A 13613-nucleotide genomic window follows, 5' to 3' on the forward strand; every position below is an offset into this window, starting at 1 on the left:
GTGCGCGCGGAGCCGTTCGCGTCTAGGTAGGTTAATGTTCCGTTAAACCACGCTGTAGGGGTCCGCCTTGTCGACGAACGGCCAGCTCTCCTCTTCCGCTCCGTCCGGCCGCCGGCGGGCGATGCCGCGCAAGCACCGCTGGATGCTGCTCCTCGCCTTCGAGGTGCTGGTCGCGGGCTTCACCCAAGCCATGATCCAGCCGGTCCGGCAACCAGGAATCACCATCGAGATGTCGGTGACGCCCCACCACGTCGTGACCTGATCCGCCCGTCGCCCGCCCGCGCCGAGCGCGCGGTCAGGCGGGTCCGGCGCGGCCGGCCGCCCTGCGGGCGGCGCGGCATAGCCCACCCGCGTTGCGGCGCGTCGAGACCCGATGCTATAGGCCGACCGACTTCGGGAGAGCGCTCCCGGGCAGGGACGAACGGGACGGCATGTCGGTCGACGAGAAGACGGTTCGGCGCATCGCGCATCTGGCGCGGATCGCGGTCACCGACGACGAAGTCGGGCCCCTCCAGGGCGAGCTGAACGCCATCCTGTCCTTCGTCGAGCAGCTCGGCACGGTCGACGTCGCGGGCGTCGAGCCGATGACCTCGGTGACGCCGATGGCGATGAAGAAGCGCGAGGACGTCGTCACGGAGGGTGGCCGCGCCGCCGACGTCGTGGCCAACGCACCCGAGACCGAGGACAATTACTTCCTGGTCCCGAAGGTGGTCGAGTAGGCCGAGGACGGCCCGGACCTTGCGGACCGGATTTCTGGCGGGCAGGCGCGCGGCGGCGCGCGCGGGGACGTGAACAGCGTGGATCCGAACGAACTTACCCTGGCCGAAGCGCGCGACGCCCTGAAGGCGAAGCGGATCTCGGCCCGCGAGCTGACCCAGGCCCATCTGGACGCCATGGCCAAGGCCCGCGTCCTGAACGCGTATATCCGGGAGACCCCGGACCGCGCCCTGGCGATGGCCGAGGCCTCGGACCAGAAGATCGCGTCCGGCGAGGCGCGGCCGCTCGAGGGCATCCCCCTCGGCATCAAGGACCTGTTCTGCACGCACGGCGTGACGACCACAGCGGGCTCCAAGATCCTCGAGACCTTCGAGCCGCACTACGAATCGGCCGTGTCGGCCAATCTGTGGCGCGACGGCGCCGTGATGCTCGGCAAGCTGAACCTCGACGAGTTCGCCATGGGCTCGTCGAACGAGACCAGCGCCTACGGCAACGTGGTCTCGCCCTGGCGGCGCGCCGGATCGGACGCGCCGATCGTGCCCGGCGGCTCGTCGGGCGGCTCCGCCGCGGCGGTCGCCGCGCGCCTCTGCCTCGGCGCCACCGCGACCGATACCGGCGGCTCCATCCGGCAGCCTGCCGCCTTCACCGGCACGGTGGGGATCAAGCCGACCTACGGGCGCTGCTCGCGCTGGGGCACGGTGGCCTTCGCCTCCTCCCTCGATCAGGCCGGCCCGATCGCCCGGACGGTGCGCGATTGCGCCATCCTGCTCGGCTCCATGGCGGGCGCCGACGCCCGGGACACGACCTGCGCCGACCTCGCGGTGCCCGATTTCGAGGCCGCCGTGTCGCGCGGCGTGAAGGGCCTGACCATCGGCATCCCGAAGGAGTACCGGGTCGACGGGATGCCCGCGGAAATCCAGAAGCTCTGGGACGAGGGCGCGGCGTGGCTCAAGGCCGCCGGCGCGACGATCCGGGAGATCTCGCTGCCGCACACCGCCTACGCGCTGCCGGCCTACTACATCGTGGCGCCGGCCGAGGCCTCCTCGAACCTCGCCCGCTACGACGGCGTCCGCTACGGCCTGCGCGTGCCCGGTAAGGACATCGCCGGGATGTACGAGAACACCCGCGCTGCCGGCTTCGGCCGCGAGGTGAAGCGCCGGATCATGATCGGCACCTACGTGCTCTCGGCCGGATACTACGACGCCTACTACGTCCGCGCGCAGAAGATCCGCACGCTGATCAAGCGCGACTTCGAGGCCGCCTACGCGGCCGGGGTCGACGCGATCCTGACGCCGGCGACGCCGTCGGCCGCCTTCGGCATCGGCGAGAAGGCCTCGGCTGACCCGGTGGAGATGTACCTCAACGACGTGTTCACCGTGACGGTGAACATGGCCGGGCTGCCGGGCATCGCCGTGCCGGCGGGGCTCGACGGCCAGGGCCTCCCGCTGGGCCTCCAGCTCATCGGCCGGCCCTTCGACGAGGAGACGCTGTTCGCGGTCGCGCAGGTGATCGAGGACGCGGCCGGTCGCACCGTCCTGCCCGAGCCGTGGTGGTCATGACCGTCCCGTACTATCCCTGGACGGTCTGGATCTGGGCCGCGTTCGATCCGGCGCTGATCGTGGTGGCGGTCTATCTCGGCTGGACCGCCAGCCAGTTCGGCAAGGTCTTCATCGCGGCGATCGCGGCGCTCGGCTTCTCGGTGCTGTTCTCCTACGCGGTCAGCGCGGCCGGCATCCCGTGGCCGGCGCCGATCACCCGCGACGGCCCGACCTTCTTCCCGGTCCGCGCCGTCGCGGCCCTGCTCTGGGCCGTCGCGGGCTACGGCGCCCGGCAAGCGGTCGGACGCCGCGCTTGACCCTGCGGGCAGGGGCCTCCTAGAAAATCTCTCGCTCGACGCATGCGGCGCCTCCGCCGTCTCTGCGAGCGCAGCGAAGCGATCCGGCGGTGCAACGCCCGGAAGCCTCGCGCTTCCCTGGATCGCTTCGCTGCGCTCGCAGAGACGGCGACGCCTCGAACGCCAGCCGCCTTTCGGACCGACCATGAACGCACCCGTCGACCCCAAGAAGCTGATCAAGGGCGGCCTCCACGACTGGGAGGTGATCGTCGGCATGGAGATCCACGCCCAGGTGTCCAGCCGGGCGAAGCTGTTCTCCGGCGCCTCGACGGAGTTCGGGGCCGAGCCGAACGACCACGTGTCGCTGGTCGACGCCGCGATGCCCGGGATGCTGCCGGTGATCAACGCCGAGTGCGTCGCCCAGGCGGTGCGCACCGGCCTCGGCCTGAAGGCCAAGATCAACCTGCGCTCCGTGTTCGACCGGAAGAACTACTTCTATCCGGACCTGCCGCAGGGCTACCAGATCTCGCAGTACAAGGACCCGATCGTCGGCGAGGGCGAGGTCCTGGTGGATCTGGCCGACGGCGCCTCGATCACCGTGGGCATCGAGCGCCTGCACCTCGAGCAGGATGCCGGCAAGTCGCTGCACGACCAGGATCCGACCCGGAGCTTCGTCGACCTCAACCGGTCGGGCGTGGCGCTGATGGAGATCGTCTCCCGGCCCGACCTGCGCTCCTCCGAGGAGGCGAAGGCCTACGTGACCAAGCTGCGCACGATCCTGCGCTACCTCGGCACCTGCGACGGCGACATGGAGAAGGGCTCGCTTCGCGCCGACGTGAACGTCTCGGTCCGCCGCCCCGGTGAGCCGCTGGGCACCCGCTGCGAGATCAAGAACGTCAACTCGATCCGCTTCATCGGGCAGGCGATTGAGACGGAGGCGCGGCGCCAGATCGCCATCCTCGAGGACGGCGGCAAGATCGACCAGGAGACGCGCCTGTTCGACCCGACCAAGGGCGAGACGCGCTCGATGCGCTCGAAGGAAGAGGCGCACGACTACCGCTACTTCCCCGACCCGGACCTGCTGCCGCTGGAATTCGACCAGGCCTACGTCGACGTCCTGGCCGAGGGGCTGCCGGAGCTGCCGGACGCCAAGAAGGCGCGGTTCGTCTCGGCCTTCGGCCTCTCGCCCTACGATGCCGGGGTGCTGGTCGCCGAGCGCGCCTCCGCGGACTATTACGAGGCGGTGGCGAAGGGCCGGGACGGCAAGGCCGCGGCCAACTGGGTGATCAACGAGCTGTTCGGGCGCCTCAACAAGGAGGGGCTGTCCATCGACGCGACCCCGGTCTCGGCGGACCAGCTCGGGGCGATCATCGACCTGATCGGCGAGGGCGTCATCTCCGGCAAGATCGCCAAGGACCTGTTCGAGATCGTCTGGACCGAGGGCGGCGACCCGCGCGCCGTCGTCGAGAGCCGCGGCATGAAGCAGGTGACCGACACGGGCGCCATCGAGGCGGCGGTGGACCAGATCATCGCGGCGAATCCCGACAAGGTCGCCCAGGCCAAAGAGAAGCCGACCCTGCTCGGCTGGTTCGTCGGCCAGACCATGAAGGCCACCGGCGGCAAGGCGAACCCCGCGGCGGTGAACGCGCTGCTCAAGGCGAAGCTCGGGATCGAGTGAGCCTTCCGCGGCGAGCGGCCAGTCCGCGCCCGGCCTCGGGATGAGTGCCGGGATCGGATGGCCGTCGCTTCGACGTCGCCGGCCAGTCCCATGCTCGCCAAAGCCACGACTAGATCCCGCCGCGGCGATGCCGGGCAGGTGGGCCACGAACAGATCCTCGAAGAGAAACCGCGGCGGAACGGCTCGAAGTGGGGCCTTTCGCGCATTCGAAGGCGTGCCATGCGTGGCCGCTTCTGCGCCCCTGGAGCCGCGTCCGTCCGGCTGTTCGTGTTGCGCCGCTAGGTCTCGGGCCGAACCTGTCCCTGAACCGTCTAGGCGGCATTCCGCTGCGGTGGAGTCATCCCTGTCTCCTCCAGCTTCCGACGACCGACACCGCTGCGAAACCTGATCGCGTCAAGATTTCGTGCCGGTCCGTGCCCGCTCTCGCTAGGCACAGATGGAGACTGCGCCCGTGCTCCAAGTCGGTCAATAGCTATTTTCTCGGCAAAAGGCTTTTTCGATCCACTTGCCTCCGCCGCCGCACCGCAGCGCGTGCGAGCTCAATCACTTGGATCGATCCCGCGGCGCTGCGAAATATTGATTGGCCCGCAAGCTACTTGCCGGCGCCCATATTGTTCTCGACCAGAAAGCGGATGCCGCGGTCGAAGGACTCATCCGTGTCGCCGCGCAGGTCCACGCTGTAGGCCTTCTCGGGCGCGTCGCCGGTGAGGGACTTCACGTAGACGTTGAGGTTGAGGATCAGGTTCGAGACTTTCTGCACCTCGCCGGTGATCGCGACATCCGCGCCGAGCTTGCGGGCGAAGTCATCCGCGCAGCCATTGCAGCGGCGCAGGTCGGCACTTCTGGTGACCTCGTCCCGCACCGGCTCGGTCGAGACCACGACGAACAGGCCCTTCTTCTGGAGGAGGTCGCGCAGTTCGGCGCTGACCCTCTTCAGCCGCGCGATGTCGGCGGCGTCACCCGGCACCGGCGATAGGTTCGAGAAGTGGAAATCGAATACCGCGGCCCGCGGGGGCGCGGCCGCGGCCGGTCCCGCGGCCAGCAGGACGGTGGCGAGTGCGACCAGTCGGTTCATCGTGATCTCCGGCGCGGATGCGTGTCCGGGCAACCGCGCCCCCGCCAACCGGATCGCGTCCGCGCGGCGATTCAGCGCCGGTCGGCCTCCCGGGTGGGGCTGGCCGCCGGCTTTGCCAGGCCGGAGACGCGGTCGCGCAGGTCCATGAACCAGCTCGGTGCCGGGCCGCGGCCGCCGTTGACGAACACCGTCGCGGTCATGCCGGCGATGAGCGGGACGCCCGCCGGGACGTGGTCGATGCCGATGCGGACCGGCACCCGCTGGGCGAGGCGCACCCAGGTGTAGACGGGGTTGACGTCCGGCAGCCCCTGCGTGCTGGCGGCGGCGTTCGCCGTGGAGATGCCGAGCGTGATGCTGTGGACCGTGCCGGTCAGGTGCGGATCGAAGCCCATCAGCTTCACGTCGGCGGGGTCGCCGACGCGGATGTTGGACATCTTGGTCTCCTCGAAATAGCCGTCGATCCAGAAGGAGTCGGTGTCGACCACGTTGATGTTCGAGGTGCCGGTCCGGGCGTAGTCGCCGACCCGCATCAGCAGGTTGGTCACCCGTCCGTTGACGGTCGACCTCACCTGGGTGCGCTCCAGATTCACCTTGGCCTGCCGCAGCTGCGCCTGCGCGCTCTCCAGCGACGCCTCGGCGATCTTCGCGGCGCCTGCGAATCGCTGCTTCTCCTCGATCGAGGTCGACACGGTCGAGAGCGCTTGGCGCCGGGCCGACTCGGCGTTCTTCACCTGCAGATCGGCTTCGCGATTCTTGACCTCGGCATCCGCCGAGGTGACGGCGACCTCGAAATCAACCGGGTCGATGACGTAGAGGACGTCGCCCTTGCGAACGTTCTGGTTGTCCTGAACCCGGACCTCGACGATCTGACCCGCGACCTGCGGGGCGATGTTGGCGACCTGGACCCGGACCGTGCCGTCGCGCGTCCAGGGCGCCGCCACGTAGAATTCCCACACGAAGGCTCCCGCCAGGATCGCCGCGAGCAGGATCACGCCGGTGGCCGCGAGGCGGAACACCTTGGCGGCCCGGCCCCGGCGCGGCACTGCGGGCAGCGGGCCGCTCCGCCCGGGCGCGCCGTCGCGGGCGGCGGACTTCGGATCGTCCTCGTCGGCGGTCGTGTCGGGCATCAGATGAACGCGATCAGGAGGGCGAGGACACAGACGTAGAGGCCGGCTTCGGCGAGCGGGGCGTTGGCGACGTAGCGGCTGAAGCGGATGCGGGCGAAGACGAGGCGAAGGACGATCAGGATCACGAACGCGGCGAGCGCGTAAGCGACGAAGGCCGTGACTAGCACCCCGCCGACATGGATGTCTTCGTGCATGGTTACCCCGGAAGAAGCGGCAATCAGAATAGCGCGATGTCGAGGCGTTGGAGGAATCGCCTGTGGCGGGCGATGGTTCGCGACGCGGTGACGAGGTCGCTGGCGGCACGGGCCGTCGTGAGCCGCACCGCCCGGTCCTGGCTGGAGGCGGCGCGGATCAGGTCGCGCGCCGCCATCTCGAGCCCGCGATCGTCGCCGGCCGCGAGGGCGTCCCGCGCCCGCGGGATCGCGCCGCGCAGGGCTCCGACCGACCAGAGGCGGCGCAGTTCCGCGTGAGCCCGGGCGGCGGCGGCCTCCAGGCGGGCGAGGGCGAAGGCGTGGTGCAGGTTTGCTTGCCGCACCGCCGCGCTCCCCGAGCTGTAGGCGGCGAACTGGAACAGCCGGTCGGCATTCAGGCTCGTGCGGGTGGTGGCGTCGCCGCCCTGGCCGACGAGGGCGTCGGCGAGCGCCCGCCGCGCCGAACCGAGGGCGAAGACCCGCTGCTGGGCCGGCGAGATCGGCAGGATGAGGCGGACGATGATCGACAGGATCACGGCCGCCACGACGACGAGGAACGCGTTCAGCAGGAAGCTCAGGGCGTCGTAGGTCTGCGGGTTCGAGGGCCCCAGCAGGACGGGGAAGAACACGATCAGGATGAAGCCGACCCCGAAGGTCTTCGGGTTCAGCGAGAGGAAGCAGCCCAGGAAGATCACCGGCGCCATCACCAGCGCCAGCATCGGGAAGCCCTGGACACCGTTGAGGAGCGCGAACCGGGCGATGCCCGCCAGGGCGGCGGCCAGCGTCATGCCGACGACGACGCCGTTCGCGAACTTCTTCGGGTCCGGCGTCATCGACGACAGGGCCGCGGTGGCGGCCACCTGGACCAGTGCGAACGAGGCCTGGGGCAGGCCGAGCGCCGCGAAGGTGGCGGCGGTGACCGCGAAACTCAGGGCCACCCGCAGGGCGCCGCGGAGGGCGACCGGGAAGTCGCGGTGCGTCGGCAGTTCGGCGTCGCGCAGGGGCCTGTGGCCGTCGGCGACGGCGCGGATGCCGTCCTGCGCGAAGGTCGCGGCGCAGACGAAGTCGAGGGCGCGCTGGAGCACAACGACCTCGTCGAGGGGACGGGTCCCGTCGCGGATGGCCGCGTCGACTAGGTCGCGCAGGCGCTCGTCGTCGCGGTCCAGGGCGTCGGGATCGGGCGCGTCGGCCACCCGCCGGCAGATCGCCATCGCCTCCGCGACGGCCGGGCTCGGATCGCGCAGGGACGCGGCCGCGGCCCCGAGGCCGCGGATCGACGCCGCCATCACGTAGAGCGCGGCGATGCAGCTGCGCGCGCCGGCCGCGCGGTACCGGCCGTCGTCCAGCTCGCCCGCGATGGCGCTGGCATCGGCCCGCATCGGCGCGATGGCGCGGATCAGCGCGGCGGTGCGCGGGGCGCCGAGATCCCCCGACGCCAGAGTCTCGCGGGCGTAGCCGCGCGTCTGGTCCCAGGCCGCGCGCAGCTGCGGCAGCAGCGCCCGCCACGTGCTCGGCGAGGCGAGGGCGTCGTTGATGAAGGTGATCACGACGATGCCGAGCACGATCGCGGCGACGCGGGACACGGCGGCGTCGAAGGTCCCCTGCGGATCGTCGATCTGGCCGAGCGCGATGATCGCCACAGTGTAGCCGGACAGCATCGCGCCGTAGGCCCGCGTGTCCTGCAGAAACTGGGCGACGAAGACGCAGAGGCCGAGCCAGACGGTGAAGCTGAGGAGCAGCAGCACCCGGTCCTGGCCGAAGAGCGCCATGAAGACGAGCGCCACCGCCGCGCCGACGAGCGTGCCGAGCAGGCGGTAGACCGCCTTCGAGATCGCCTGCCCCCGCTTGGGCTGGGCGAGGATCGCCACGCAGGTGGCGGCGGACGAGGCGCTGTCGAGCTGGAGCCAGAATGCGGCGGCCAGCGCCAGCATCATGGCGATCCAGATCCGCAGCGCGAAGGCCCAGGCGGCCGGCTTCGGCACCCAGGCATCGAGGAACGCCAGGACGCGGTCGCCGAGCGGTTCGGGGCGGCGATCCGCGACGGAGCCGGCGGGGGCCTCAGCCATGCCGGACCCCGCGCGGCGCGCTGTCCACCGCCCGACCGGACGGAGAAGGGTCCGTCATCGCCTCGTGCCTCCTGCCAACCCGCCGCGGATGTTCGAACGAACGGAACGCCCCGCGGTTCTAGCCGATCAGGCCTTGTCGCCACCTTTCAGGCGCTTGTTGCACTTGCTCCAGTACTGCGGCCACTTCGGTCCCTGCGCCGCCTTCTGCGCGTCGGTCAGGGCGCGCCACTCGGTGCCGCAGGTCTTCTGGCGATCGCGGGCGGCGGACTGGCCCGCGCTCGGCGCCCTGGCGGCCGGCGCCTCGGCGACGGGCGGCGCCTTCGTGGGTGCCTCCTTGGCGGGTGATTCCTTGGCGGGTGGCTCCTTGGCGAGAGCCGGGCAGGCGGCGAGCAGCGGCACGGACAGGACCGCGATCCTGACGAGACGATCGATCATCGGATGTTCCCCCTCGGGCGCCGTTCCGGCGCCCGAGCCGCAATCTCGCCGCTCTCCCGCGGCGCCGGCAAGCCCGGCCGCGCCGCCGCCGCCAGCCCCGGCGCAGCTTCGCCGTGCGACCGCGTCTACGGGCGCGGTGCCCTTGAGCGCGGCCGGGAAATCGTCTTCACTGCCGGGGCAATTCGGAAACGGCGGAGGACCACCGCGCCGCCGACGATCGGGTCCAGGAGCAGGCAGAGCATGGCAGCGGTGTCCGGGCGGCCGATCGACGTCCACACATGGAGTACGCCGAACGGCTGGAAGATCCCGATTATGCTGGAGGAGTGCGGGCTCCCCTATCGCATCGTTCCCGTGGACATCGCGAAGAACGAGCAGTTCGCGCCCGACTTCCTGGCGATTTCGCCCAACAACAAGATCCCGGCCATCGTCGATCCGGACGGTCCGGGCGGACTGCCGATCTCGGTCTTCGAATCAGGCGCGATCCTGCAGTATCTCGGCCGGAAGACCGGGCAGTTCTACCCGACCGACGAGCGCGCCCGCGTGGCGGTCGACGAATGGCTGTTCTGGCAGGTGGCGGGCTTCGGGCCGATGCTCGGGCAGACGCATCACTTCAAGATCTATGCGCCCGAGAAGCTGCCTTACGCGATCGACCGGTTCACCGCCGAGGCCAAGCGCCTCTACGGCGTGCTGGAGCGGCGCCTCGAGGGGCGCGCCTTCCTGGCCGAGGACTACTCCGTCGCCGACATCGCGACGTTCACCTGGGCGAAGCTCAACTTCAAGCAGGGTGTCGACATCGACACCCTCCCGAACGTCGCCCGGTGGCTCGAGAGCATCCTGGCGAGGCCGGCGGTGCAGCGCGGCCTCGCGGCGATCTGACGAAGCTCAGTTCTTGTTGGCGGCCTGCTGGTTCACGTCCGGCACGCGGGTCCAGGTCTGCGACCCGCACAGGATCTTGAGCATGCAGCCCGACACGTTGAGCTCGGCCTCGCTCTCCCGCTCGAGGCTGACCGTGTAGATCTTGCCTTCCTCGATATTGTAGAGCTCGCCGGTGAACTTCGCGTCGTCCGGCTTCAGACCTTCGATCAGCTGGAGACCGATCACCGGACGGGCGCGCTTCTTCGGGTCGGGATTCTTGAGGTCGGTGCGCGGGGCGCCGTTGTCGAAGGTCGGCGTCTTGAGCCAGACGACCTTGCCGCAGACCAGCTTCTGGCCGGGGCCGCAGCGGTCGATCCGGATCTTGGCGCGGCCGTCGCCGGTGAGCCAGGTGCCGGACGGATCCTTGCCCGTGTCGGCGGAGGCGGCGGTGAGGCCGGCGAGAAGCAGGCTGGCGCTGAGAGCGAGTCGCATGGTTCGTCTCCGGGATTGGGGCGTCGCCGGCGCCCGAGGGGTGGACGAAGTCGGTTGGTGCGCGACTGAGCCGCCGCAATCGGGCGATTTTTCGGCGGTGTTGCGGCAGAGCCACGGCCGCGCTTGCCCCGCCCGGGCGCGCCGGGCCGCTTGAGGCACCGGGGGGCGCCCGCTATAAGCCCGGCGCCGAAGCGAAATTCTCGCTGCCGCGGCGTGTCCGGATCGCCGGCGCGCCGCAGATTTTTTCCACAGACAGACCGGACGCACCATGGCCACCGAGCGCACCTTCTCGATCCTGAAGCCCGACGCGACGCGGCGGAACCTGACCGGCGCGGTCAACGCCGTCATCGAGGAGGCCGGCCTGCGCATCGTCGGCCAGCGCCGCATCCGCATGACCAAGGAGCAGGCCGAGAAGTTCTACGAGGTGCACAAGGAGCGCCCGTTCTTCGGCGAGCTCGTGACCTTCATGACCTCCGGCCCGGTGGTGGTTCAGGTCCTCGAGGGCGAGAACGCCGTCGCCAAGTACCGTGAGGTGATGGGTGCCACGAACCCGGCCCAGGCCGCCGAGGGCACGATCCGCAAGAAGTTCGCCGAGTCCGTCGGCGAGAACACCGTCCACGGCTCCGACAGCGCCGAGAACGCCAAGCTCGAGATCGCGCAGTTCTTCAAGGATTCCGACATCGCCGCCTGAGGCGAGGCGACGCGCGGTGGCGGGTTGGGCACACCGACCCGCCATTCGCGCGCCCCGTACCCGGCGGCGCCGGGAATGCCGCCCTGTGTGACCGGGTCGTCCTTGACGGGACGGAGCCCGGGAGCGTCCAACGGCCGAGCTTAGCCAATCTCAGCCCCCGGACGACCCCGACCATGACGATGCGCCGCCTGCCCCTGCTGATCGCGACCGGCCTGTTCGCCCTCGGCGCGACCGCCGCCCTCGCGGGCGGATCCTCGGCCCCGTTCCAGCAGTACGAGCCGGACCCCGCTCTCAAGACCGCCAGCAAGACCAACCTCGAGGGCCGCGTGCGCCACGCCTGCACGGTCGTCCAGGCCCGCATGACCAGCGCCAGCGAGGCCTCCCTGGAGCGCCCCTGCGGCTGCTACGCGCGGCAGACGCTGCGCAGCCTCGACGCCTCCGAGATCGAGGCCTACCGGACCACCGGCTACTTCAACGACACCGCCCGCGCTAAGGCGCTCTCGGCCCTGGACAGCTGCAAGCTCCAGCGCCCGGTCTGAGCGCCCAGAGCTTCGAAGGCCTCCGGGTCCGCGCACCGTCTTCGTCGGCGGAGCAGCCCCGGGGGCGGAACATGGCGAGCGTGGCGCGGCCGGATCGCGGCGCCCCGCTCGCGCGGACGGAAACGCCCGTGCAACCGCCGCCTAGAGGCTGAACAGAGCGCCGTCTGGCGCCCTCTCGTCGATCACGACGCGATCGCCGTCCAGACGGGCGCGGCCGCCCGCCACCAGGGCGAGCACCGCGGGGTAGAGCCGCCGCTCCTGCACGATCACGCGGTCGGCGAGGCTGTCGGGATCGTCGTCCTGGCGGACCGGGACCGCGGCCTGGGCGACGATCGGTCCGGCGTCGAGTTCCGGCACGACGAAGTGGACCGTGCAGCCGTGCAGGCGCACGCCCGCGTCCAGCGCCTGCCGGTGCGTGTGGGTGCCCTTGAACAGGGGCAGGAGCGAAGGGTGGATGTTGAGCATCCGGCCGGCCCAGGACGCGACGAAGTCGGTCGTCAGGATCCGCATGAAGCCCGCGAGGCAGACGAGGTCGACATCCGCCGCGCGCAGCGCCGCGTCGAGGGCGGCGTCGAAACCGGCCCGGTCGGCGAAGGCCCGGTGATCGATGGCCTGCGTCGGGATGCCGGCCTCGGCTGCCCGGGCGAGGCCGGCGGCCTCCGGGCGGTTCGACAGGACCAGCACGATCTCGGCCGGGAAGGCGGGATCCTTCGCGGCTTCCAGCAGCGCCAGCATGTTCGAGCCGCGCCCCGAGATGAGGATCGCGACGCGGGTCTTGCGGGCGGACGCCATCACAGGGCGAGGCGGCCGCTGAAGGTCACCGGCTCGGGGCCGCGCGCCGTGATCCGTCCGAGGCGGACCGGGGTCTCGCCGGCCCGGGTCAGGGCCTCGTCGACGTCGTCGACCGCGTCGGCGGCGGCGATCACCACCATGCCGATCCCGCAGTTGAAGGTCCGCAGCATCTCGGCCTCGGCGACGCCGCCCTCGCGGGCGAGCCAGCCGAAGACCGGCGACGGGGTCACGGCATCGAGGTCGACGGCGATGCCGACTTCGTCCGGCAGGACCCGGGGAAGGTTGTCGGGGAAGCCGCCGCCCGTGATGTGGGCGAGCGCCCGGATCCCGTCGGTGGCGCCCAAAGCCGCGAGCAGCGGCTTCACGTAGATCCGGGTCGGCTCCAGCAGCGCCTCGCCGAGGCTGCGGCCCGGGGCGAACGGGGCCGGCGCGTCCCAGCCGAGACCCGTCTTCGCGACGATCCGGCGGACCAGCGAGAAGCCGTTGGAATGGACGCCGGAGGAGGGCAGGCCGAGCACGACGTCGCCGGGCCGGATGCCGGGCCGCGGCAGCAGGGCGCCGCGCTCGGCGGCGCCGACGGAGAAGCCCGCGAGGTCGTAGTCGGACCCGTCGTAGAGGCCCGGCATCTCGGCGGTCTCGCCGCCGATCAGCGCGCAGCCGGCCTGCCGGCAGCCCTCGGCGATGCCGCGCACGATGTCGGCGCCGACGCCGGGGACCAGCTTACCGGTCGCGTAGTAGTCGAGGAAGAACAGCGGCTCGGCGCCCTGGACGATGATGTCGTTCACGCACATCGCCACGAGGTCGATGCCGATCGTGTCGTGGCGGCCGGTCTCGATGGCGATCTTCACCTTGGTGCCGACGCCGTCGTTAGCCGCGACCAGGATCGGGTCGCGGAAGCCCGCGGCCTTCAGGTCGAACAGGCCGCCGAACCCGCCGATCTCGGCGTCGGCGCCCGGGCGCCGGGTCGAGCGCACCAGCGGCTTGATCGTCTCGACCATAGCGTTGCCGGCATCGATATCGACGCCCGCCGCCGCGTAGGTCAGCCCCGTCTTCGGCTCGTTGCCGTCCTTGGCCGTCATGCCCGCGCCACCTCGCTGAATACTGGCCCCGCTCTAGCGGCT

At 70.8% G+C, this 13613-nt stretch carries 16 protein-coding genes; 8 read left to right on the forward strand and 8 right to left on the reverse strand.

What is annotated here, in order from left to right:
* Window positions 1-121: 121 nt before the first annotated feature.
* From ACLBYG_RS02780 to gatB, 5 genes are all read left to right on the forward strand, one after another.
* On the forward strand, window positions 122-262 hold the full coding sequence (locus tag ACLBYG_RS02780) for a hypothetical protein (RefSeq protein ID WP_012317484.1): 141 nt from the start codon (window positions 122-124) through the stop codon (window positions 260-262).
* 169 nt (window positions 263-431) lie between these two features.
* The gene (gene gatC / locus ACLBYG_RS02785) at window positions 432-719 is read left to right on the forward strand and encodes an Asp-tRNA(Asn)/Glu-tRNA(Gln) amidotransferase subunit GatC (protein WP_020091789.1); all 288 of its coding nucleotides are present in this window, start codon (window positions 432-434) and stop codon (window positions 717-719) included.
* 78 nt (window positions 720-797) lie between these two features.
* Window positions 798-2276 carry an Asp-tRNA(Asn)/Glu-tRNA(Gln) amidotransferase subunit GatA gene (gene gatA / locus ACLBYG_RS02790; protein WP_020091790.1) on the forward strand — a complete coding sequence of 493 codons (1479 nt, stop codon included), beginning with the start codon at window positions 798-800 and terminating at the stop codon, window positions 2274-2276.
* Window positions 2273-2572 (forward strand): hypothetical protein, encoded by a 300-nt coding sequence (locus ACLBYG_RS02795; protein WP_447680684.1) that lies wholly within the window; start codon window positions 2273-2275, stop codon window positions 2570-2572. The genes gatA and ACLBYG_RS02795 overlap by 4 nt, the downstream gene beginning before the upstream one ends.
* 184 nt (window positions 2573-2756) lie before the next feature.
* Window positions 2757-4229, forward strand: a complete 1473-nt coding sequence (gene gatB, locus ACLBYG_RS02800; RefSeq protein WP_447680530.1) for an Asp-tRNA(Asn)/Glu-tRNA(Gln) amidotransferase subunit GatB — start codon at window positions 2757-2759, stop codon at window positions 4227-4229.
* Between the two features lie 592 nt (window positions 4230-4821).
* Here the strand turns inward: gatB and ACLBYG_RS02805 are convergent.
* From ACLBYG_RS02805 to ACLBYG_RS02825, 5 genes are all read right to left on the reverse strand, one after another.
* On the reverse strand, window positions 4822-5304 hold the full coding sequence (locus tag ACLBYG_RS02805) for a DUF3280 domain-containing protein (RefSeq protein WP_447680531.1): 483 nt from the start codon (window positions 5302-5304) through the stop codon (window positions 4822-4824).
* 71 nt (window positions 5305-5375) lie between these two features.
* Complete coding sequence (locus tag ACLBYG_RS02810) at window positions 5376-6431, reverse strand: efflux RND transporter periplasmic adaptor subunit (protein ID WP_447680532.1); 1056 nt, start codon at window positions 6429-6431, stop codon at window positions 5376-5378.
* Window positions 6431-6625: a DUF1656 domain-containing protein gene (locus ACLBYG_RS02815; RefSeq protein WP_273562358.1), complete on the reverse strand. Its 195-nt coding sequence runs from the start codon at window positions 6623-6625 to the stop codon at window positions 6431-6433. The genes ACLBYG_RS02810 and ACLBYG_RS02815 overlap by 1 nt, the downstream gene beginning before the upstream one ends.
* Window positions 6626-6648: 23 nt before the next feature.
* Complete coding sequence (locus tag ACLBYG_RS02820) at window positions 6649-8688, reverse strand: FUSC family protein (protein ID WP_447680533.1); 2040 nt, start codon at window positions 8686-8688, stop codon at window positions 6649-6651.
* Between the two features lie 126 nt (window positions 8689-8814).
* Window positions 8815-9123, reverse strand: a complete 309-nt coding sequence (locus ACLBYG_RS02825) for a hypothetical protein (protein WP_447680534.1) — start codon at window positions 9121-9123, stop codon at window positions 8815-8817.
* Between the two features lie 240 nt (window positions 9124-9363).
* Between ACLBYG_RS02825 and ACLBYG_RS02830 the strand changes: the two genes are divergently transcribed.
* The gene (locus ACLBYG_RS02830) at window positions 9364-9999 is read left to right on the forward strand and encodes a glutathione S-transferase N-terminal domain-containing protein (protein ID WP_026604736.1); all 636 of its coding nucleotides are present in this window, start codon (window positions 9364-9366) and stop codon (window positions 9997-9999) included.
* Between the two features lie 6 nt (window positions 10000-10005).
* Here ACLBYG_RS02830 and ACLBYG_RS02835 read toward each other — a convergent pair whose 3' ends face one another.
* Complete coding sequence (locus tag ACLBYG_RS02835) at window positions 10006-10470, reverse strand: DUF2147 domain-containing protein (RefSeq protein ID WP_020091800.1); 465 nt, start codon at window positions 10468-10470, stop codon at window positions 10006-10008.
* A gap of 268 nt (window positions 10471-10738) precedes the next feature.
* On the opposite strand from ACLBYG_RS02835, the gene ndk reads away from it, so the two are divergent.
* Both ndk and ACLBYG_RS02845 read left to right on the forward strand, forming a co-directional pair.
* Window positions 10739-11161, forward strand: coding sequence for a nucleoside-diphosphate kinase (gene ndk, locus ACLBYG_RS02840; RefSeq protein WP_012317495.1), 423 nt, complete (start codon window positions 10739-10741; stop codon window positions 11159-11161).
* 173 nt (window positions 11162-11334) lie between these two features.
* Window positions 11335-11700, forward strand: a complete 366-nt coding sequence (locus ACLBYG_RS02845; protein ID WP_020091801.1) for a hypothetical protein — start codon at window positions 11335-11337, stop codon at window positions 11698-11700.
* A gap of 141 nt (window positions 11701-11841) precedes the next feature.
* Here the strand turns inward: ACLBYG_RS02845 and purN are convergent, their stop codons facing one another.
* Both purN and purM read right to left on the reverse strand, forming a co-directional pair.
* Window positions 11842-12492: a phosphoribosylglycinamide formyltransferase gene (gene purN, locus ACLBYG_RS02850; protein ID WP_447680535.1), complete on the reverse strand. Its 651-nt coding sequence runs from the start codon at window positions 12490-12492 to the stop codon at window positions 11842-11844.
* Window positions 12492-13571 (reverse strand): phosphoribosylformylglycinamidine cyclo-ligase, encoded by a 1080-nt coding sequence (gene purM / locus ACLBYG_RS02855; RefSeq protein WP_447680536.1) that lies wholly within the window; start codon window positions 13569-13571, stop codon window positions 12492-12494. The genes purN and purM overlap by 1 nt, the downstream gene beginning before the upstream one ends.
* Between the last annotated feature and the right edge of the window lie 42 nt (window positions 13572-13613).

It is taken from the genome of Methylobacterium sp. D53M (assembly GCF_053345625.1).